This is a genomic window from Shewanella pneumatophori (assembly GCF_023283895.1).
Lineage (GTDB): Bacteria > Pseudomonadota > Gammaproteobacteria > Enterobacterales > Shewanellaceae > Shewanella > Shewanella pneumatophori.
Window position 1 is genome coordinate 325,575 of the sequence record NZ_JAKILB010000001.1, and the last position, 21,908, is coordinate 347,482.

Consider the following 21,908-nt stretch of genomic DNA (forward strand, 5'->3'; position numbering starts at 1 on the left):
GGCTCAGCTGTTTATAAAGGTTAGTCGAAGATCGTTGCAAAGTTTTTGTCGGAAGCAATCCAAACCCAGCAACCAATTCTTTAGTTAATGGATAGAGTGAAAGTAGGCCAGTGAAAGCTGATTTTTTTGTGCTGATTATTGCAGTTGTTGCAGTATTTAGGGGTTATACTGCTTAGTGTAAATCTGGTGTTGAATTTCGCAGTTTTAAAGTATAGAACTTTTTGCTTTGTTTTAGCGATGAGGCTGAGTCTGCTTTGCCTCTAACGCACATTATTGGAGATGTAATGAACATAGTTCAAGTTGATAGCACTAATAAACAGGTGTATGAAAATCTATATCAAGGTTATGCGGCTGAGTTTTCAAAGATTATTGCGGATAAACCCGACGCAAATGGCTTGTTTACAATATTTCCAAAAATAGAAGGAGATGTTAGAGGTTTTTTACTTTATATCGATGAAGTGCCTGCTGCGTTGGCTGCAATTAAGGACAAAAGTGATCATCAATTTGAGATCTGTGATTTCTACGTGGTGCCTTACTTCCGTAAAAACAAAGTAGGGAAGTCTTTTATAACTTGTTTATTTAAGCTGCTTCTCGGCTCATGGGAGATTAAGCAAGTAGCGGGAGCTGATCACGCGATAGCTTTTTGGCGTGATGTAGTAAATGATTATACTGCGGGGGCATATATTGAAGACAAATATCATGATGAAGTATGGGGTTTAGTCACGCGCCAGTGTTTTAAACATCGCGACTTAGGTTAGGAACTTTGTAAGTGATGCATTATATATTGATCATTTATGGGGTACGCGCAAAGAAAAGGCCAACTTGATAAAGTTGGCCTTTTGCTATAGTTGTTTAGTTCATTCGGTTAGCTAGATTGCCGAGTGCACCACACCCTGTTTTTGAATATATCTTAAACGTGCTGCAAACATGATGGCGGCAGCGGTTAGACCGGCAATTAAGCCAATCCAGAATCCTTGGGCGCCCATGTGCGGTACGATGATGTCTGTACGCGCTAAGGTGTAGCCAAGTGTCATACCTATCCCCCAGTACGCGACCAGCGTGATGTAGAAGGCACTGCGGGTATCTTTATAGCCACGTAGTGCACCTGCGGTAACCACCTGTATAGAATCTGATAGTTGATAGATGGCAGCGAAGAACATCAAGCTGCCCGCTAATGAGATCACCTCAGGGTTATCGTTATAAAGCAGAGCAATTTCGTGTCTAAATAGAATCGTGATCACTGCCGTGCACGCCGCCAATGAAAATGAAATCATTAGTGCTAATTTTGTTACTAAGGCTGCAATCTCAGGTTTGTCTTGGCCTAAGTAATAACCAACGCGAATGGAAGCCGCAATACCTAAAGATAGCGGGATCATAAACACAATTGATGAAAAGTTAAGTGCAATTTGGTGACCTGCAACCACAATCGCACCTAATGGGGCCAGTAATAGTGCAATAATTGCAAATAAACTCACTTCAAAAAATAGCGCCATAGCAATAGGTAAGCCATGTTTGGTCATGTCAAACATAACTTTTAGGTCTGGCATGTGAAAAGATTTGAAGGGAGCTAGCTCTTTAAATTTTTTATGAAGCTGCATATAGATGACCATGGCAATAAACATTGCCCAGAACACTAATGCTGTTGCAACACCACAACCTGCACCGCCCATTGCCGGCATGCCAAAGTGGCCATAAATGAAGATGTAGTTAGCTGGTATGTTGACTGCTAAGCCAACAAAACCAATCACCATAGTTGGCAGCGTGTAAGAAATACCTTCGCTACAGCCTCTAAGTACCTGATAGAGCACAAAAGCAGGTACGCCCCACATAAAGCCATTTAGGTAACCCACACCTAACCTTGCCATTTCAGGCTCAAGATCCATCATGGTGAAAATATTCTCTGCAAATGAGAGGATAAGCACCACAATGGCGCTGCCAATTATGGCAATATAGGCAGCTTGATAAGCTAAAGGTTGAATCGCTTTTTGGTTATCTGCACCATGATGGTGGGCAAATACAGGTGTAAAGGCCATTAATAAGCCTTGAACGAATAATAGTGCAGGTAGCCAAAGACTGGCGCTAATAGCAACAGCAGCCATATCAACGGCACTAACTCTACCTGCCATTACGGTATCGATAAAACCCATCATTGTTTGGGTAACTTGGGCAATTAGCACGGGTAATGCCAATTGGACTAAGCGTTTGGCTTGAAAGCCAGAATGGTTCATGGGTACAGCCCTTAATATACTAACGAGAGAGAATAATGTTTACAGGTATAGTTCAAGCAACGTGCGAAGTGTTGGCGATTGATAAAAAATCAGGTTTAAATACGCTACAAATCGCTATTGGGCCGGATTTGCGCGAGGGACTTTCACTAGGGGCAAGTGTCGCAAATAACGGTGTATGTTTAACAGTCACAAGAATAGAAGATGATAGGGTGTTTTTCGATGTAATGGAAGAGACCCTTAAGCTAACTAACCTATCAAAACTGAGAGTTGGATCACAGGTTAACATAGAGCGTTCATTAACCTTCGGTAGTGAGATTGGTGGGCACATTTTATCGGGCCATGTCCATACTCAAGCAGAGGTAGATTTAGTCAGTGTAACCGATGAGCATTATGACATTCGTTTAACCGTTGAACCGAAATGGATGAATTACATTTTGTATAAAGGTTTTGTAGGTGTAAACGGCTGTAGTTTAACGGTAGGAGAGGTGACTGAGACGAGCTTTATGCTGCACTTAATTCCAGAAACGTTAAAGCTGACCAACCTTGATAGCTATGTAAAAGGTGACTCGATTAATATCGAGATTGATAGTCAAACTCAGGCGATTGTCGACACCGTAGAACGAGTGCTTGCAAAGAGATTCGCGAATGAAGCGAGTCAACAATAGCCAGTTTGTCGCTTAAAGTGCAGCGTACTAATTAAAGTCGTTAGGTAATCTAAGCAAATAAAAGTAGCTTATTAACGGACGTCGTTAACAATATACTTTAATAAATCTGCTCATCGTCGGAGTCGATAAAGAACTCAATTTTGTGCTGCGCCTCGTCCATATGTAATCGCATATGGATAGGGTTACAGCAAACACGACAATCTTCGTAGTAATCTTGGTCACCACAGGTGGCATCGATATTTATGTGTTGATGATGCCCGCAGTGCGGGCAACTAATTGTTTTATTGATGAATCGCATCGCTATGCTCCCTTGTAACCCACAGCGCTTCTGCCTCCATCTACCGCAATAATTTGCCCTGAGATATAAGGCGCGCTGATGAGGTGAGATATAAGCTTGGCTATATCTTCGGCTTGGCCAAGCTTAGCTAATGGTATTGCATCTAAAACGGCTTGTTGCGACGCTTCAAGCGATTGCTCAGGCCATAAAATGGCCCCTGGAGCGACGCCATTTACACGGATTGATGGCGCAAGTTCTTGAGCCAGTGATAATGTTGCCATTTCAAGTGCAGCTTTAGATATAGAGTATAGCCCATGATCTTTTAGAGGGCGCTTACCATGGATATCTAACATATTTATGATACAGCCATGATGCAGGCTTAACAGAGACCTTAATTGTTCTGCTAATAGGTACGGGCTCAGCAAATTAGTTGTTAGCAATTGCTGTGCTTGCGCAAAATCTGTATTGCCGATAGGTGTGGGGTAAAAACTAGAGGCATTATTTACAAGTACAGACAGCTGAATGTTAGACGACAAAATATCTTGGGCGAGTTTACTAACGGCGGTAGGTTCAGCCAAATTTGCTTGGATAGTCTCGGCTGAGTTGGGTCTAAGCTTATTAAGCTTATTTTTTAGCTGGGTAGCTTCATTAGCTGAATTACCATAGTGAATAATGATGTTGTAGCCATCGCTATGCAGTTGACTAACTATGGCTAAGCCGATCCGTTTTGCTGCACCTGTCACTAGCGCCCATGTTGCCATTTTTAGTCCTTTTATAATCCATAAAACTTATTTATATAGAGGAGGCTAGGGTAATCTACAAACTTAGTCTGATAAAGAGTGATTTCAGCCCTAATGCCAAATGGTCGCTAAACCTATATGGTTCCAGTAAGCCAGCATTTTGACTCGATTTTTCTCATAGGTAATCACCCAGTTTTTATTAGTAAAACAATTTTTTGTAAAACTTGCATCTTCTCGCTGCTATCACTTAGAATTAGCGGCTTGCGCGCTGGAAAACCCAGGCTCCTGTAAGGCCTAGTCCCAGTTGCGTAAACCACACTTAATTTTAAAACCAAGTGGCCCTACGTGGGGGTCACCACTGGAAAAGGAAAAATCATGCCTGTTATTACACTTCCTGACGGAAGCAAACGCGAGTTTGCTCACTCTGTTTCTACTTTAGATGTTGCTGCTGATATTGGTCCTGGTCTTGCTAAAGCGTGTATCGCTGGTCGCGTGAACGGTGAACTAAAAGACGCATGTGACCTGATTGAAACTGATTCAGATCTTTCAATCATCACTGCTAAAGATGAAGAGGGTGTTGAAATTCTTCGTCACTCTTGCGCGCATTTGCTAGGTCATGCAATCAAGCAACTGTTCCCAGAAACCAAAATGGCCATCGGCCCTGTTATTGATAATGGTTTCTACTATGACATCGACTTAGACCATAAGTTGACTCAGGAAGATATCGATGCGCTAGAAAAGCGCATGGCTGAACTTGCTAAAACTAATTACGCGGTTGATAAGCGTGTTGTTAGCTGGCAAGAAGCGCGTGATACTTTTGAATCTCGTGGTGAAGTTTACAAAATGGCTATTTTGGATGAGAACATTCCAAAAGACTCAACGCCAGCGCTTTATCATCACGAAGAATATATCGACATGTGTCGTGGCCCACACGTACCAAACATGAAGTTCTGTCAGAACTTTAAGTTGATGAGTGTAGCGGGCGCATACTGGCGCGGTAACTCAGATAACAAGATGTTACAACGCGTATACGGTACAGCTTGGGCTGATAAGAAAGCCCTTAAAGTTCACCTTAACCGTCTTGAAGAAGCGGCTAAGCGTGACCATCGTAAAATTGGTAAGCAGCTAGATCTTTACCATATGCAAGAAGAAGCACCAGGTATGGTGTTCTGGCATAACGATGGTTGGAGCTTGTTCCTTGAGCTTGAGAAGTTTATTCGTCAAAAGCTAGGTCAGTACACTTACCAAGAAGTAAAAGGCCCATTAATGATGGACCGTGTACTTTGGGAACGCAGTGGTCACTGGGACAAATATTCAGAAGCGATGTTCACAACGAGCTCTGAAAACCGTGAATACGCAGTTAAGCCAATGAACTGCCCTGGTCACGTGCAGATCTTTAACCAAGGTCTTAAGTCATACCGTGATTTACCATTGCGTATGGCAGAGTTTGGTTGTTGTCATCGTAACGAGCCTTCAGGTTCACTACACGGTCTAATGCGCGTACGTGGCTTTACGCAAGATGATGCACACATCTTCTGTACTGAAGAACAAGTACAGCAGGAAGTGAGCGCATGTATCAAGATGGTTTACGATACATACGAAACATTCGGCTTTAGCAATATCGTTGTTAAGCTATCTACACGTCCAGAAAAGCGTATCGGTGATGACGATATGTGGGATCGTGCAGAAGAAGCGCTTAAGCAAGCATTAACTGCTAATGGCATTGAATTCGAAATTTTACCGGGCGAAGGCGCGTTTTACGGCCCTAAGATTGAATTTACATTGCATGATTGTCTAGACAGAGCGTGGCAATGTGGTACAGTGCAGCTCGATTACGCGTTACCTGGTCGCTTAGGTGCAACTTATGTTGCTGAAGATAACAGCCGTCAAACACCTGTTATGATCCACCGTGCGATTTTGGGTTCACTAGAGCGCTTCTTGGGTATTCTAATTGAAGAGTACGCAGGTAAATTCCCTGCTTGGTTGTCTCCAGTTCAGGTTGTTGTAATGAATATTACCGACAAACAGTCGGATTATGTCGATAATGTCGTCAATTTATTCAAAGAACATGGAATTCGTGCAACTAAAGACTTGAGGAATGAGAAGATAGGCTTTAAAATACGCGAACATACCTTAAGGCGTGTGCCATATCTGTTGGTCGTTGGTGATCAAGAGATGGAAAATAAGGAAGTAGCGGTGCGTACCCGTGAAGGCGTTGACTTAGGTAAAATGCAAATCGAAGAATTTGCTACTAAGCTCAAGAACCAGATTTCGCTCCGTAGTCTAAATTTGTTGGAGGATTAGGTCATAAAGATCAAGAAAACAGCAGGGCGCCAGGCGGCCCCGAACAGAATTAACGAACTCATCACTGGTGTACCAGAAGTCCGTTTAAACGGCCTTGATGGTGAGCAATTGGGAATCATGAGCATTAGAGAAGCTCAAGAAATCGCTGACGAAGCTGGCGTAGATCTTGTAGAAATCAGTCCTAATGCTGAGCCGCCAGTTTGTCGTGTTATGGACTACGGTAAGTTCCTTTTTGACAAAGCAAAAGCTCAAAAAGAACAAAAGAAGAAGCAGAAAATTGTACAGGTGAAGGAAATTAAATTCCGTCCCGGTACAGACGAAAACGACTACCAGGTAAAACTACGCAACCTGACTCGTTTTCTAGAAGACGGCGACAAAGCGAAAGTAACGCTGCGTTTCCGTGGTCGTGAGATGGCTCACCAAAGTTTAGGTATGGATCTTTTGAACCGTATCAAAACTGATTTGGAAGTTATTGCTGTTGTCGAATCTTTCCCGAAAATGGAAGGTCGTCAAGCAGTAATGGTTCTCGCACCGAAAAAGAAATAGTAAGGCAACCATAAAAGTAACAGGGGCCTCTTGAGGTTTCCTGTTCGCCTTGCGTTTTATTAATTGTCCCAATGCGGAGTTTTAGCAATGCCTAAAATGAAAACAGACAAGGGTGTACAAAAGCGTTTTAAGAAAACCGCTAACGGTTTTAAGCGCAAGCAAGCCCACTTACGTCACATTTTGACCAAGAAGAGCACTAAGCGTAAACGTCACTTACGTGCTAAATGTTTAGTAGCTAAGTCTGATGTGCCAGCAATTGCACGTCAACTACCATACGCTTAATTAGAGGAGTAAAGAACAATGCCTAGAGTTAAGCGTGGTGTAACCGCTCGTGCTCGTCACAAGAAAGTACTTAAATTAGCTAAAGGTTATTATGGCGCTCGTAGCCGTACTTACCGTGTTGCTGTTCAAGCAGTAACTAAAGCTGGTCAATATGCTTACCGTGACCGTCGTCAAAAGAAACGTCAATTCCGTCAACTATGGATTGCTCGTATCAATGCGGCATCTCGTCAAAATGGCCTATCTTACAGCCGTTTCATTAATGGTTTGAAAAAAGCATCAATCGAAATCGACCGTAAGATCCTAGCTGACATCGCTGTTTTCGATAAAGTTGTATTCGCAACTTTAGTAGAAAAAGCAAAAGACGCTTTAGCTAAGTAATTAGTTTAGAATCTTTTGAAAAAGGGAGCCTTAGGGCTCCCTTTTTTTATTGCTGTTATTTAGTTTAAAAAATTCATGGGACTTAGGATATTAGATCGCTTTATTAGCTTTTTTTTGTAAGCACTTGCGACTATTCGTTTGAATACTTAAGGAGCTATATCTTTTTTTGCACAAACCACTGCAAAACATACGTAGCTAAATACTTCTCATCGAGGAACTTTAAATCCTTTTAAAGCGTTAACGACTTTACCAGCTAGACTTTAGCAGCATTAGCTAGTTAATCTTAAGTTTATGCTAGTTTTGTTGCTATCATTACCTGCTTAATAGACTTATGTCGATTCATTATTATTTGGGCTTGTACTAATGACCACGTTAACCACACCACGCTTAATCATTTCACCCATGTCTTTAGATGATACAGAATTACAGTTCCAACTAGATCAAGACTCTATGGTAATGAAGTACATTAATGGTGGGCGAGTTCCAAGTCTTGAAGAAATAGAAACTGTGTTTATGCCACGATTTGCAGCTTATCGGGATGTTGAAAAGGGGTGGGGCTTATGGAAAGTGTTTATTAACCAAAGCCAAACATTAGTTAACGAGGCTGATAAAGTAGAAGCTTATTTTGCTGGCTGGATTTTAATTAGACCGATGTACTTTTTTACAGATACGCCTAGATATGATGATTTGGAAATTGGTTGGCGTTTCAAGCAAGAAACTTGGGGCAAGGGCATAGCTACTGAGAGTGCAACTAAAGTTATCGAACATATTTTGCAAACCCAACCTGAGATTAAACATCTTTCTGCAATTGCAGATGAGCAAAACTTAGCTTCGATTAATATTATGAAAAAGCTAGGTATGAGCTTTAAAGGAAATCTCGATCACCCAGATGCGGGTGATGATGTTGAAGTGGTGCTTTACTCTAAGACGGTTTAACAACGGAGAGCTTAATTAACAATAAAAGTCATACAGCAGACAATAAAAAAGCCAACTTAAATAGTTGGCTTTTTCGGATAATTCTAATGAATTATTGTGCGTCTAAGAAGCGCTCAGCATCTAATGCTGCCATACAACCGGTGCCTGCAGAAGTAATCGCTTGACGGTAATGTTGATCCATTACGTCACCTGCAGCAAATACACCTTTAATGCTAGTTTGAGTTGCGTTACCGTTTAGGCCACTTTCAACTTTAATGTAGCCGTTATTCATTTCTAATTGGCCTTCAAACATTGAAGTGTTTGGCTTGTGACCAATCGCTACGAACACACCAGCAACTTCTAGATCTTTAATCGCGCCATCTTTAGTACTCTTCATCTTAAGACCAGTAACACCCATTTGGTCGCCAACCACTTCATCAAGCGTGTTATCTAAGTGAAGTACGATATTACCGTTTTCCACTTTATCCATCAGACGCTTAGTGAGAATTTTTTCACTGCGGAAAGTATCACGGCGGTGAATAAGGTGAACTTCAGATGCAATATTGCTTAGGTAAAGTGCTTCTTCAACGGCGGTATTACCACCACCAATTACAGCAACTTTTTGGTTACGGTAAAAGAAACCATCACAAGTAGCACAAGCTGAAACACCGCGGCCTTTAAATGCTTCTTCGGACTCTAAACCTAGGTACATCGCAGATGCACCAGTAGAGATGATGAGAGAATCACAGGTAAATTCGCCGTTATCGCCTTTTAGTTGGAAAGGACGTACATTAAGGTTCACTTCGTTGATGTGATCGAAAATAATTTCTGTTTCAAACTTTTCTGCGTGCTTTTGCATGCGTTCCATTAATGCTGGACCTGTTAAGTCTTCAGCATCGCCTGGCCAGTTTTCAACTTCAGTGGTAGTCGTTAACTGACCACCTTGCTGCATACCTGTGATCAGTACAGGCTTAAGATTTGCGCGAGCGGCATAAACTGCTGCTGTGTAGCCTGCAGGGCCAGAACCCAGAATAAGTAGTTCACAATGTCTAGCTTGAGTCATTATTTTCTCCGTTCCTTAACGAATGCGGTACAGCAAGGGGAATTGAGCCCTTGTTTTACTAATTGCAGCGATTGTAGGGAATTTAGTGAGAGGGGTAAAGCTCTGTATTTAGCATTGGTGTTTAATATTTCGCTGCTTGGCTGTGATATTTAACGGTTTTTAGTGGGTTTAGGCTGCTCCTTATCACATTTTGGTTTATTCTATAGCACAAAGAAAGACAGGTGGCTGGTTTGTTTTCTTAAACTCAATAGCCAAACCTTCACAAGCAAAAGTAAAAGGAAGTGTTATGCGTATTACCGCCAATTTTGATAGTGGAAACATCGAAGTTATTAATCTTGATAATAAAGATGATGTTCAATTAGCAATTCGTCCAGATGAGGGCGGAGAGTTTTTTCAGTGGTTTAACTTCAAATTAGAAGGGGTAGTGGGCAACCAATATACGCTTAACATCGTAAACGCTGATAAAGCTTCTTACACAAAAGGTTGGGAAGATTATCAAGCCGTTGCGACTTACGATAGACAGAACTGGTTCCGCTTACCAACGGAGTATGTAGACGGTAAGCTTTCAATTCAAGTTGAGCTAGATTGCGATGCGATTCAAATAGCTTATTTTGCGCCATACAGTTATGAACGCCATCAAGACTTATTAGCTGCCGTGCAAGTTCATCCGCAAGTAAGTCTTGAACACTTAGGCTTAACGTTAGATGGTCGTGACATGACCTTGGTTAAAATTGGCGATGGTGACGAAGATAAAGCTAACATTTGGATCACTGCGCGTCAGCATCCAGGTGAGACTATGGCTGAGTGGTTAGTTGAAGGCTTGATGAATAATCTGCTTGATAGCGACTGCCCAACGGCGAAAGCATTACTTGATAAAGCCAATTTTTACATCGTACCTAATATGAATCCTGATGGCAGTGCACGTGGGCACCTACGTACTAATGCTGTGGGTACCAACCTTAACCGTGAATGGAAAACACCTTCTTTAGAAAAAAGCCCTGAAGTGCTTTACGTGGTTAATAAGATGAAAGAAACCGGTGTAGACTTGTTTTACGATGTGCACGGTGATGAAGGTTTACCTTACGTGTTCTTAGCTGGTTGTGAAGGCGTACCTGCATTCACTAAAGAAGATGCCGCTCGTCAACAAGAATTTGTTGATGCCTTGCTGATGGCTAGCCCAGATTTCCAAGATAAATTCGGTTACGACAAAGACGAGCCGGGTCAGGCAAACTTAACTGTCGCTTCTAACTGGGTTGCCCATACATTTGGCTGTCTTTCAAATACACTTGAAATGCCATTTAAAGATAATGCCAATATGCCTGATCTGATGGCAGGCTGGTCACCAGAGCGCTGTATTTACCTTGGTGAAGCTTCATTGATTGCAATGAATGCTGTCGTTGATAAACTAAAATAACAGATAGACACTAGCTAAGAGGTAGCCAATGGCATTAGTTAATTGTCCTAGTTGCAATAAACGAATTTCGAGTATGGCTAAAGAATGCAACCATTGTCGTGCCAGTGTTTCTGCCGACAATGAAAGCCTTCGAGTGATCAGCCATATTAAGCGATCTAACCAGTTAATGAACCAAAGTTTTCTTGCGTTAACTTTGTTTATTGGTGGCGTAGTGGCTTGGTTTTGGGGCGGCGAGCCCGCAGAGGGAACCCGCTCTTATTTGGCCATAGGCGCATTTTCGTTAGGCTTTGTAGGCTACTTAATCACTCGCGTGCAAATTGTGCTGCATAAACGGAAGAAAGTATGACCGACATTAATAAAGTAATAGATGAAATGCCTGATGAGGTTTATCAGCGTTTGCTTAGTGGTGTAGAGCTGGGTAAATGGGAGGACGGAACGGTATTAACTCCCGAGCAACGTGCGTCGACTCAACAGGTTGTTATGCTTTATCAAGCAAGACGATTACAGCAAACTGACCACTTTACGATTAATAGTGAAGGCAAGGTCAACGAGTTATCTAAGTCTGAGCTTAAAAAACAATTTAAAGGCGAGTCAATCGCTGAGTTTAAAGAGCAAGAACTGTAATCGTTGAATATGCTGTATATACGAAAAGCCCAAGCAAACTGCTTGGGCTTTTTATTTCGGCTTTATTTACTCGCTAGTGAAATCAAAATTACTCTGTTGTTAGTTCACCAGCAATGGATACTTTCATGGCTGCGCGAATTTCATCAGGCGTCATATCGGTCGATAATAAATAGTGTAATTTGGTCAGCGCTGCTTCTGTTGTCATATCATAACCGCTTGTTACACCAGCTTCAGCTAATGCATTACCTGTAGCATAACCGTCCATATTAACCCGGCCTTGTAAGCACTGGGTCAAGTTAACAATCACAATTCCACGTTCATGGGCATCTTTTAGGGTTTTTAGTAACTCAGGAGTTTGCGGCGCATTGCCCACACCAAAGGTTAATAAGATAAGTGCTTTAACTGGTTGCAAGAGGATGTTTGCGAAGATCTCAGTACTTATCCCTGGGTAGAGGGTGACAACGCCAATCGGTTGCGGACTGATTTTTGCGACTTCTAATTGTACATCTGGGTTGAACTTGGCACGCTGCCCTGCATGCCAGCGGATCTTAATACCGGCTTCCAATAGCAACGGGAAGTTTGGCGATGCAAAAGCGTTAAAACCATCTGCATGAGCTTTTGTCGTACGGTTGCCTCTAAATAACTTGTTATTGAAAAACAAGCAGACTTCAGCGACAGGGTAGTTAGCGGCAATATATAAGGCGTTCAGTAGGTTTGTTTGCCCGTCTGAGCGTAGCTGTGCTAATGGTATTTGAGAGCCCGTTACGATAACCGGTTTTTGAAGCCCTTGTAACATAAAAGACAGCGCAGCAGCGGTAAACGCCATCGTGTCGGTACCATGCAAGATCACAAAGCCATCGTACTGATCATATTTAGATTTGATGTCGTCAGCAATCATTTGCCAATCGGTTGGTTTCATATTCGCAGAATCAATTAACGGCGAATACTCACTAATGACAAAGTCGGGCATTTCGTCATGATAAAACTCTGGCATTGCTTGCACGCAACCAGTAAGAAAATTGGCAACAGGTGCAAAGCCATGCTCGGTTTTTTGCATACCGATTGTACCGCCAGTGTAGGCCACGTAGATTGAACGTTTTGTCATGTTTATTTGTCTTTTAGTTCTAGGGTTTAATTCTCGAGTATCGCGTAGGGTATTACCACGGTTATTACTAGAGCTGATAACTCATACTGATAGTTGCCTGTTACTCATATTTTGCCCGCGTAGGTAAAACGCAATGGCGGGATTATATACCTAAAGCAGGTAGTGCGTCAGTGGTAAAAATCAATAATGCCAGCAATTGCCTGATAGCTAACTAGAAAGGCTTGAGCAATTGGTGTTGGGTCACATTTAATGTTTGGCGATTAATTGGTGTGAGCAGTTTATGGCTCAAAATTTATAGTGGTGATTGTAAGGCTGGCAGATAATTGACGAGTAAAGATTATTTTCGTAACAAAAAGCCCAGCGTTAAGCTGGGCTTGTAAACTAGCTGATAAGCTATGGATTAATAGTTGCAGGTATCGCAGTAAAGATAGACGCCGTTTGGATCATCAAATGATTTAAACTCATCAATAACTGCTGACCACTGGTTGATTAAGGCATCTACAGCACTCGATTGAGTTAATGTTTGCGGCATATAACTCGCAGCTGATGCAAACATCTCTTGCACAAACTGCTCTTGTGGAGTGAGTTCTCGTTCAATAACGTCAGTATCATATTGTTCGAGAGAGGCCATTTCAGCAGCTTTTGTTACTGCGTCCTGTAGTTCGCCTAAACCATCAACTAAACCCAGTTCAAGCGCTTTACGGCCTGTCCAGACACGACCTTGGGCAATATTATCGACTTGCTCTAATGTCATATCGCGCTCATTGGCTACTAGTGAAATAAAGTCATGGTATCCACGCTCGATATGGCGTTGTATTACAGCCTTTATTTGTGGCGAAAGTCCTTTGGTTGCTGAAAAGCCTGCCCAATCAGAAGTGCTTACACCATCGGTATTCACACCTATGCTCGCAAGGGAGTCTTCAAAAGTGGTGATCATACCAAATATTCCAATTGACCCTGTTAGAGTCGTTGGCGTTGCATAGATATAATCAGCACTGGCTGAGATCCAGTATCCACCAGAGGCTGCGTAGCTACCCATGCTGACAATGACAGGTTTATTGGCAGCTTTTAGTGCTAATACTTCTTGTCTAATTTGCTCAGATGCAAATGCACTACCGCCAGGGCTATCAACGCGCAGAACAACGGCTTTAACTGAGTCGTCAAAACGCGCTTTTCTGAGTAGTTGAGAAGTACTTTCACCGCCAATTTGTCCAGCCGGTTGTGAGCCATTTAAGATATTACCTTTAGCAACGACAATGCCGACTTTGTCGTTTAAGCTCAGTACTGGGTGAGTTTGGGTTACTGATAGGTAATCATAAAAATCAACATGCTTGTATGACTCTCCATCAGCAGACTTACCCACAGCATCAACCATAGTTAGTCTGAATTCTTCAGCTGATTTAAGGTCGTCAACCCATTTCATATTGACAGCCATTTCTGCTGACTGGCCATCTGTTTTATCAAGCTCAGCAAGGTATTGTTCAGCACTGAGTGATAGGTTGTTCGTTTCGATGTCGCGGTTTGCTGCAACGGTTGCAGCGTAGCTTTGCCATAAATCATTCAGTAATGTCAGGTTAGCTTCTTTTGCTGCTGCAGACATGTCGTCACGAATAAACGGTTCAACAGCTGACTTAAAGGTGCCTACACGGAAAACATGTGCATTGATCTTTAACTTCTCAAAGGCTGATTTAAAGTAAAGGCGATAACGACTTAAGCCTTCAATTTGCACACTGCCTTGTGGGTTTAGGTAGATTTTATCTGCGAAACTGGCAAGGAAATATTGGTTTTGACCATACCAATCGCCATTCGCCACAACTGTTTTGCCTGTTGCTTTAAATGCTTCTAGTGCATCACCAATGGATTGCAGCTTGCTCATGCCTGTACCATTTAGCAGTGCTAAATCCAGAACAATCTGGCTGATCCTGTCATCTGCAGCAGCGTTATTAATTACACTAATTACATCTGCAAGCAGGATTTCTGCACTACCATCGGCCTCGTTGCCACTTTTCATTGCAGCTTCTATCGGGTCAACTTGACGTTTTTGATCGACTATAACCCCGGCCAAATTTAAGACTAGAGCAGAACCATCTTCAACTTGAATGGTGTCTTCGCTGGCTAAACTTACAATGATAATCGCAATCAAACCAAAGAAAATAAGGTTAATAAATAGCTTTCTAAAACCATTAATGATATTCCAACTGAGTAGGAATATCCGTTTGAAAATTGAGGGTTTAGTGGACATTAGCCACTCCTTTGTCGCTTAGATATGACAATGCTAACTGAAATCTAGTTGGAAAGGAAAACTCAATTGTAAACGAATCTATTAACAGCTTTGTTGAGCTTATTCTTTACACAAGGTATGCTGGATTAAATCACTTGTTTAAAAAGGATGTTTGAATGTCGTTTCCGCATTTATTAGAACCCTTAGATCTGGGGTTCACCCAGTTAAAAAACCGTGTATTGATGGGCTCAATGCATACAGGTTTGGAAGAAGAAAAGGGCGGTTTTGAGAAACTGGCAGCGTTTTATAAAGAACGTGCATTAGGTGGTGTTGGCTTGATTGTTACCGGTGGTATTTCGCCAAACTTACGTGGTCGTTTAGCGCCAAATGCTTGTCAGCTAAGTTTTCCATGGCAAGTAAAAAAACACACTAAAGTGACTCAAGCGGTGCATGAAGCAGGCGGTAAGATCTGTATGCAGTTGTTACATGCTGGCCGTTATGGTTATCACCCTTTTTCAAGTGCCCCGAGTAAAATCAAATCACCCATTACCCCATTTACACCGTCAGCTATGTCCGCAAGACAAGTTAACGGCACGATAAAAGATTACGCAACCAGCGCCGCATTGGCTAAAAAAGCCGGCTATGATGGTGTTGAGGTGATGGGCAGTGAAGGTTACCTCATTAACCAGTTTATTAGTTCACGGACCAATAAGCGTGATGATAAATGGGGCGGTGAGTTTAAGAGCCGTGCTCAATTTCCAATTGAAATCGTTAAACAGATCCGCGCTAAGGTCGGTTCTGATTTCATTATTATTTTCAGGCTATCTATGCTTGATCTGGTTGACAACGGCTCAACTTGGGAAGAAGTAGTACAGCTTGCTAAATGGCTTGAACAAGCTGGGGTAACGATTATCAACACCGGTATTGGTTGGCATGAGGCGCGGGTGCCAACAATTTCAACCAGTGTGCCTCGCGGCGCATTTGCTTGGGTGACTGAGCGATTGATGAAGGAAATGTCGATCCCGCTGATTGCGACAAACCGAATTAATACCCCGGAAATTGGCGAGCATATTATCGCATCCGGTCAGGCTGATATGGTGTCAATGGCAAGACCCTTCCTTGCAGATCCAGACTTCGTCAATAAAGCGGCCGCAAACACCCCCGAACTTATTAATACCTGTATTGGCTGTAACCAGGCTTGCTTAGACCACACCTTTGCTCTAAAGCGAGCAACATGCTTAGTTAACCCTAGGGCATGTTATGAAACCGAGATTAATTTTACTCCTGCCGAAACGAAAAAACGTATAGCTGTAATGGGGGCTGGCCCTGCTGGTATGGCGTTCTCTATTTATGCTGCCACTCGAGGTCATGAGGTTGTCTTGTTTGAGGCTAAATCAGAAGTGGGTGGTCAGTTTAATCTAGCGCGTAAAATACCGGGCAAAGAAGAGTTTGATGAAACCATCCGTTATTTCCTTAATCAGATCAAAATGCATAATGTTGAGCTCAGATTAAACACCCGCCTCGATGCCAGTGTGGTGCGTGACGAAAAGTTCGATGAAGTGGTTATGTCGAGCGGGGTAAAACCAAGAGCAATCAATCTACCGGGCTTTGACAACCCAAAGGTTGTTGATTACCAAAAAGTGTTAAATGGTGAAGTTCAAATTGGCCAAAAAGTTGCGTTAATTGGCGCGGGTGGTATTGGCTTTGATATGGCACATTTTCTGTGTGAATCAGAATCCTCAACTTTAGATTTAGAGCGTTGGTTGAAGCAATGGGGCATTGATAAAGACTACAAACAAGCGGGTGGGTTAACAGAGCAAGTACCTGAAGATAAACATCGCCAAGTTTATCTGCTACAGCGTAAAACCACTAAGATTGGTAAGGGCCTAGGTAAAACGACTGGCTGGATCCACCGTACAGTGCTCAAACAGCATCAAGTGGAGACTAAAGTAGGCGTTAGCTACGAGAAGTTTGATGAGCAAGGCTTACACATTAGTGTTGACGGTAATGCAGAAATACTGGATGTCGATAATGTGATTTTATGTGCGGGTCAAGTATCTAATACCGAGCTGGTAGATGAAATGAAAGCGACCGGATTGCCTGTTCATCTGATTGGCGGGGTTGATGTTGCCGCAGAGCTAGATGCTAAGCGCGCTATCAGACAAGGCGCTGAGCTAGCGATAGCACTTTAAACTTTGAAAAGTCGCTAAAAGGAAACCTGCTGAGGCTTTATGTATTAGCAGGTTTTTTATTGGCTTAACTATATACATAAAATCACATTCGTTTCACAATTACATGGCTAAGATGCAAATACTGTTTCTCAGTATGTACTACAGTATTAATGACTAATGTTGACATGAGAATTCATCTACTAAGGAAATAATCCTATGAAAAGAGCCGTATTAATAATTGGTTTGTTAATTGGATCATCAAGTGTTTTTGCTACACCGAGTCCTGAAAAAACGGGCGGATTTATTGGGCCAAGCAATGTGAGTGTTAAGACTGTTGCAGTTGCTTTAGAAGCTAAGGACGATACTCAAGTGCTACTGACTGGCTATATTACTGCGGGTTTAGGTAACGAAGAATATAAATTCAAAGACAATACTGGTGAAATCATTATTGAAATTGATGATCAAGATTGGAATGGCGTAGAGGCAACTCCTGAGACCAAAGTCGTTCTACAGGGGGAAGTCGATAGCGGCTGGTCTTATACGGTAATCGACGTGGATACGATTAAACTCGCTAAATAATAGAGCCTAAAGAATGGTCGTCACTAAGCATGACGACATAAAAAGCAATATTTAGCTGAGGTTTATAGGCCCGTTTTAACCCTATTTGTGAAACTAGTGTAAAAGCCCATTAAAGATTAATGGGCTTTGTACCAATATTACTTCGTTAATATGGCCTGTCCTGGCTAGCTAGTTTTAAATTTAAGGATTTCAGTACTTCAGTACTTAAAGACTTTTGGAACTGGAAGACAAACCTATCTAAAATCGAATATATGTTTGTTAAGTTTAACCAAGATGTAAACGATTGAGCTAATAATTAGAGTTTAATTTTGGCTCAGTCTTGTACTTGGGTGTTGGCAGAAACCACTTCGCTGTTAACACCTGGTGTAATAGTAGGTTGCGGAGTGGCTACACGCACTACAACTTCAGCACCTTCAGCTGAAAGCGCTAAATCGATGTCTCCATCAGGTATGCAGCAGCAGGGCAGGCACTCATCCGCTTCTAGTTCGACTAAAGGCTCTTTAATATAAGTAACACTACCGCTTTTGACTTTAGTTTTGCATTGCCCGCAAAAGCCACTGCGACATTCGGAGAATATTTTCACTTTCTTTTGCTCTAGTGCTTCAAGCAAAGTTAGGTGCTGCTGATTGAACAGCAGCACGGGCATGCCTTGAAGGCTCACAATCGGAGCCTTCTTAAAGCTTGCTTGACTAAAGTTGACAGGTTTAAAGGTCAAAGTCTGCGAACTCATCTTCGTCGATTGAAGAATCGATTTGACCGACAAGGTAAGAAGAGACTTCTACTTCTTGTGGTGCGACCTGCACTGAATCACTTTCTAACCAGTTCTTCATCCATGGTAGTGGGTTACTCTTTTCTTCATAAGGAGAGGCAAGATTAACTGCTTTCATGCGCTCGTTAGTGATGTATTCAACATATTGGCAAAGAATGTGTTCATTTAGACCAATCATTGAGCCATCTTTGAATAGGTATTTCGCCCATTCTTTTTCTTGCTCAGCGGCTTTAACGAAAATATCAATGGCAGTTTGCTCACACTCTTTCGCGATTTCAGCCATTTCAGGATCGTCTTTACCAGCGTGCATGATCTTTAAGATATGTTGGGTGCTGTTAAGGTGCAATGCTTCATCACGTGCAATCAGACGGATGATTTTGGCATTACCTTCCATCACTTTGCGCTCTGCAAAAGCAAAAGAGCAAGCAAAACTGACATAGAAACGAATCGCTTCAAGTACGTTTACTGACACCATGCACAGGTACAGTGCTTTCTTGATTGCGCGCTTAGTGACCTCAATCACTTCGCCATCAATTTCATGATTGCCTTCACCATGTAGGTGATACGCTTGGCTTAACTTGATTAAATCATCGTAATAGTTAGCGATATCGCTTGCACGCTTTAAGATCTCTTCGTTCTCTACAATGTCATCAAAAACAATAGACGGATCATTAACGATATTACGAATAATATGCGTGTAAGAACGCGAGTGAATCGTCTCAGAGAAAGACCAAGTTTCAATCCAAGTTTCTAACTCTGGCAGAGATACTAGCGGCAAAAATGCAACGTTTGGAGAACGGCCTTGAATTGAGTCAAGTAGTGTTTGATATTTAAGGTTTGAGATGAAAATGTGCTTTTCATGCTCAGGTAGAGCAGCGTAATCGATTTTATCGCGGCTAACGTCGACTTCTTCTGGGCGCCAGAAGAATGAAAGTTGCTTTTCAATTAGCTTTTCAAAAACTTCATATTTTTGTTGATCATAACGCGCGACGTTTACTGATTGCCCAAGAAACATAGGCTCTAGCATTGCGTTGTTTGGAGTTTGACAAAATGTTGAATAGGCCATTTTTCTATCTTCCGATAACGGGGGCTGCGCCCCCTTAAATTAACGTTTAATACTAATGATTAATATCTTGGGTTAGATCTTACATGCGCCGCCAGCGCAACTGTCATCTTCTTTCTCAATGGCAGTGATATCGTCATGACTATCTGAAGCCCCATCACGAGTATTGTGATAGTAAAGTGTCTTCACACCATATTTGTAAGCGGTTAATAAGTCTTTTAACAGTACCTTCATAGGTACGCGACCACCTTCAAAACGAGTCGGGTCGTAGTTGGTATTAGCTGAAATCGACTGATCGACGAACTTCTGCATTAAACCAACTAGCTGCAAATAACCATCGTTATTTGGCATTTGCCATAATAGCTCGTAGCTATATCGGTACTTTTCAAAATCAGGTACCACTTGCTTTAACTGACCATCTTTACTGGCTTTAACACTGATTAAACCGCGTGGAGGCTCAATACCGTTTGTAGCGTTAGAGATCTGTGAAGAGGTCTCTGATGGCATTAGTGCTGAAAGCGTCGAGTTACGTAAACCGTGCGTTTTAATTTCTTCACGTAATGTTTCCCAATCAAGGTGTAATGGCTCATCACAAATCTTGTCTAGGTCACGCTTATAAGTGTCAATAGGCAAAATACCTTTAGCATAAGTTGTCTCATGGAAAGCAGGGCAAGCGCCTTGTTCTTGAGCTAGCTTCATTGACGCTTTCAATAGATAGTATTGAATCGCTTCAAATGTCTTATGGGTAATGCCGTTTGCTGAACCATCGGAGTAACGCACACCTTCTTTTGCTAAGTAGTTAGCAAAGTTAATCACACCGATACCTAAAGTACGGCGGTTCATCGACGCTTTCTTTGCCGAGATGATAGGGTAATCTTGATAATCGAGTAGGTTATCAAGCGCACGCACAGCTAGATCGGCCAGTGGTTCAAGCTCTTCTAATTTCTTAATCGCACCTAAGTTAAGTGCTGACAGTGTACAAAGTGCAATTTCACCCTCTGGGTCGTTAATGTTATTTAACGGCTTCGTTGGCAATGCAATCTCCAGACACAAGTTAGACTGACGAACAGGCGCTACTTTAGAGTCAAATGGGCTGTGAGTGTTGCAGTGATCCACGTTCTGAATGTAGATACGACCTGTAGAGGCGCGCTCTTGCATCATCAGTGAGAACAACTCAACCGCTTTGATCTGCTTTTTGCGGATGCTCGGGTCAGCTTCATACTTAAGATATAGACGCTCAAACTCTTGTTGATCTTCAAAGAATGCATCGTACATACCAGGTACGTCTGATGGGCTGAATAAGCTTATCATGCCACCTTGAACTAAACGCTGGTACATAACCTTGTTGATTTGTACGCCGTAATCTAAGTGACGAATACGGTTGTCATCTACACCACGGTTATTCTTAAGTACTAATAGTGATTCAACTTCAAGATGCCACATTGGGTAGAATAGGGTAGCAGCACCACCACGAACGCCGCCTTGAGAACAAGACTTAACCGCTGTTTGGAAGTACTTATAAAATGGTAAGCAACCTGTATGGAATGCTTCACCACCGCGAATAGGGCTACCTAACGCACGAATACGACCCGCATTGACACCAATGCCGGCGCGCTGTGATACGTATTTTACGATTGACGATGATGTGGCATTAATTGAATCTAAGCTGTCACCACATTCAATCAGTACACATGAGCTGAACTGACGCGTAGGGGTACGCACACCCGCCATGATTGGTGTTGGCAGTGAGATCTTAAATGTCGATGTCGCATCGTAGAAGTCTTTAACATACTGAAGACGCGTGTCTTTTGGATACTTAGCAAATAGACAAGCTGCCACTAAGATATATAGGAACTGCGCGCTTTCATAAATTTCATGACTCACACGGTTTTGAACAAGGTATTTACCTTCTAGCTGCTTAACTGCGGCGTAAGAGAAGTTCATATCTCGCCAATGATCGATGTAACTATCTAATATATCGATCTCTTCTTTGCTGTAGTCTTCTAGAATATGTTGGTCGTACTTACCAAGCTCTACTAATTTCACTACATGATCGTAAAGCTTAGGCGGCTCAAATTGGCCAAAAGCTTTCTTACGTAAGTGGAACACAGCGAGGCGTGCAGACAAAAACTGATAATCTGGTGATTCAGGAGAAATTAAGTCTGCAGCGGCTTTAATGATAGTCTCATGGATGGCTTCAGTGGCAATGCCGTCAAAAAATTGTAGGTGAGAACGTAGCTCAACTTCTGAAACAGAGACATTGTTTAATCCCTTTGCCGCCCATTCAATAACGCGATGGATTTTGTCGAGATCGATCGTCTCACGTTCGCCACTACGTTTTGTGACTGTCATATTGCTATTCATTAAAGATAGACCTTGGTTTTTATATTTATGAAAGTGACCTGTTCAGGTTCACCGTACGTTTCCCTGTAAACAAACAGTTTTAACCGTAAAAACGGAGAGTTCCTTTTTGTTGACACAAACGACTAAATAGTGCCTGTTTAAGTCTCTCACACACAATATATGGTGTTTTTAGATTTAATAGCTACAAGATAGTGAGGTTG

At 42.2% G+C, this 21,908-nt stretch carries 21 protein-coding genes; 12 read left to right on the forward strand and 9 right to left on the reverse strand.

Going from position 1 to position 21,908, the window contains the following annotated elements; all coding sequences use genetic code 11:
- Positions 1-284 precede the first annotated feature (284 nt).
- Positions 285-758: a GNAT family N-acetyltransferase gene (locus L2740_RS01410; protein WP_248948170.1), complete on the forward strand. Its 474-nt coding sequence runs from the start codon at positions 285-287 to the stop codon at positions 756-758.
- A 111-nt stretch (positions 759-869) separates the two neighbouring features.
- Here the strand turns inward: L2740_RS01410 and L2740_RS01415 are convergent, their stop codons facing one another.
- A complete protein-coding gene (locus L2740_RS01415; RefSeq protein WP_248948171.1) occupies positions 870-2,228 on the reverse strand; it encodes an MATE family efflux transporter in 1,359 nt (452 codons plus the stop codon).
- Between the two features lie 35 nt (positions 2,229-2,263).
- Between L2740_RS01415 and L2740_RS01420 the strand changes: the two genes are divergently transcribed.
- Positions 2,264-2,893, forward strand: a complete 630-nt coding sequence (locus L2740_RS01420) for a riboflavin synthase subunit alpha (protein WP_248948172.1) — start codon at positions 2,264-2,266, stop codon at positions 2,891-2,893.
- Positions 2,894-2,990: 97 nt separating this feature from the next.
- On the opposite strand, the gene L2740_RS01425 is transcribed toward L2740_RS01420, so the two are convergent.
- A complete protein-coding gene (locus tag L2740_RS01425) occupies positions 2,991-3,191 on the reverse strand; it encodes a CPXCG motif-containing cysteine-rich protein (RefSeq protein WP_012277111.1) in 201 nt (66 codons plus the stop codon).
- 2 nt (positions 3,192-3,193) lie between these two features.
- Positions 3,194-3,931 (reverse strand): pteridine reductase, encoded by a 738-nt coding sequence (locus L2740_RS01430; RefSeq protein WP_248948174.1) that lies wholly within the window; start codon positions 3,929-3,931, stop codon positions 3,194-3,196.
- Between the two features lie 354 nt (positions 3,932-4,285).
- On the opposite strand from L2740_RS01430, the gene thrS reads away from it, so the two are divergent.
- From thrS to L2740_RS01455, 5 genes are all read left to right on the forward strand, one after another.
- Positions 4,286-6,214, forward strand: coding sequence for a threonine--tRNA ligase (gene thrS / locus L2740_RS01435; RefSeq protein ID WP_248948175.1), 1,929 nt, complete (start codon positions 4,286-4,288; stop codon positions 6,212-6,214).
- Between the two features lie 3 nt (positions 6,215-6,217).
- The gene (infC, locus tag L2740_RS01440) at positions 6,218-6,760 is read left to right on the forward strand and encodes a translation initiation factor IF-3 (RefSeq protein WP_248470874.1); all 543 of its coding nucleotides are present in this window, start codon (positions 6,218-6,220) and stop codon (positions 6,758-6,760) included.
- 87 nt (positions 6,761-6,847) lie between these two features.
- Positions 6,848-7,042 carry a 50S ribosomal protein L35 gene (gene rpmI / locus L2740_RS01445; protein WP_011865828.1) on the forward strand — a complete coding sequence of 65 codons (195 nt, stop codon included), beginning with the start codon at positions 6,848-6,850 and terminating at the stop codon, positions 7,040-7,042.
- A gap of 18 nt (positions 7,043-7,060) precedes the next feature.
- Positions 7,061-7,420, forward strand: a complete 360-nt coding sequence (rplT, locus tag L2740_RS01450) for a 50S ribosomal protein L20 (RefSeq protein ID WP_012155496.1) — start codon at positions 7,061-7,063, stop codon at positions 7,418-7,420.
- A 363-nt stretch (positions 7,421-7,783) separates the two neighbouring features.
- Positions 7,784-8,356 carry a GNAT family N-acetyltransferase gene (locus L2740_RS01455; RefSeq protein ID WP_248948177.1) on the forward strand — a complete coding sequence of 191 codons (573 nt, stop codon included), beginning with the start codon at positions 7,784-7,786 and terminating at the stop codon, positions 8,354-8,356.
- Positions 8,357-8,447: 91 nt separating this feature from the next.
- On the opposite strand, the gene trxB is transcribed toward L2740_RS01455, so the two are convergent.
- Positions 8,448-9,398, reverse strand: coding sequence for a thioredoxin-disulfide reductase (gene trxB / locus L2740_RS01460; RefSeq protein WP_248948179.1), 951 nt, complete (start codon positions 9,396-9,398; stop codon positions 8,448-8,450).
- 286 nt (positions 9,399-9,684) lie between these two features.
- Between trxB and L2740_RS01465 the strand changes: the two genes are divergently transcribed.
- From L2740_RS01465 to L2740_RS01475, 3 genes are read left to right on the forward strand one after another with little or no spacing between them, the layout of a single operon-like run.
- Entirely contained in the window at positions 9,685-10,812 is a 1,128-nt protein-coding gene (locus L2740_RS01465; RefSeq protein WP_248948180.1) for a M14 family metallopeptidase, read from the forward strand.
- A 28-nt stretch (positions 10,813-10,840) separates the two neighbouring features.
- On the forward strand, positions 10,841-11,158 hold the full coding sequence (locus L2740_RS01470; RefSeq protein WP_248948182.1) for a zinc ribbon domain-containing protein: 318 nt from the start codon (positions 10,841-10,843) through the stop codon (positions 11,156-11,158).
- Positions 11,155-11,436, forward strand: coding sequence for a YeaC family protein (locus L2740_RS01475; protein WP_248948183.1), 282 nt, complete (start codon positions 11,155-11,157; stop codon positions 11,434-11,436). Before L2740_RS01470 ends, L2740_RS01475 begins: the two co-directional genes overlap by 4 nt.
- An 88-nt stretch (positions 11,437-11,524) precedes the next feature.
- Here the strand turns inward: L2740_RS01475 and ansA are convergent, their stop codons facing one another.
- Together ansA and sppA are read right to left on the reverse strand one after the other, a co-directional pair.
- Positions 11,525-12,541 carry an asparaginase gene (gene ansA, locus L2740_RS01480; protein ID WP_248948184.1) on the reverse strand — a complete coding sequence of 339 codons (1,017 nt, stop codon included), beginning with the start codon at positions 12,539-12,541 and terminating at the stop codon, positions 11,525-11,527.
- A gap of 400 nt (positions 12,542-12,941) precedes the next feature.
- Complete coding sequence (gene sppA, locus L2740_RS01485; RefSeq protein ID WP_248948186.1) at positions 12,942-14,783, reverse strand: signal peptide peptidase SppA; 1,842 nt, start codon at positions 14,781-14,783, stop codon at positions 12,942-12,944.
- A gap of 155 nt (positions 14,784-14,938) precedes the next feature.
- On the opposite strand from sppA, the gene L2740_RS01490 reads away from it, so the two are divergent.
- Positions 14,939-16,954, forward strand: a complete 2,016-nt coding sequence (locus tag L2740_RS01490; protein ID WP_248948188.1) for an NADPH-dependent 2,4-dienoyl-CoA reductase — start codon at positions 14,939-14,941, stop codon at positions 16,952-16,954.
- Between the two features lie 195 nt (positions 16,955-17,149).
- Complete coding sequence (locus tag L2740_RS01495) at positions 17,150-17,512, forward strand: YgiW/YdeI family stress tolerance OB fold protein (protein WP_248948189.1); 363 nt, start codon at positions 17,150-17,152, stop codon at positions 17,510-17,512.
- Positions 17,513-17,825: 313 nt separating this feature from the next.
- On the opposite strand, the gene yfaE is transcribed toward L2740_RS01495, so the two are convergent.
- The 3 genes from yfaE to nrdA all read right to left on the reverse strand — a co-directional run bounded on the left by yfaE (position 17,826) and on the right by nrdA (position 21,708).
- Positions 17,826-18,242, reverse strand: a complete 417-nt coding sequence (yfaE, locus tag L2740_RS01500) for a class I ribonucleotide reductase maintenance protein YfaE (protein ID WP_248948191.1) — start codon at positions 18,240-18,242, stop codon at positions 17,826-17,828.
- A complete protein-coding gene (gene nrdB / locus L2740_RS01505; RefSeq protein WP_248948192.1) occupies positions 18,217-19,347 on the reverse strand; it encodes a class Ia ribonucleoside-diphosphate reductase subunit beta in 1,131 nt (376 codons plus the stop codon). The genes yfaE and nrdB overlap by 26 nt, the downstream gene beginning before the upstream one ends.
- 72 nt (positions 19,348-19,419) lie before the next feature.
- Entirely contained in the window at positions 19,420-21,708 is a 2,289-nt protein-coding gene (nrdA, locus tag L2740_RS01510) for a class 1a ribonucleoside-diphosphate reductase subunit alpha (RefSeq protein WP_248948193.1), read from the reverse strand.
- Between the last annotated feature and the right edge of the window lie 200 nt (positions 21,709-21,908).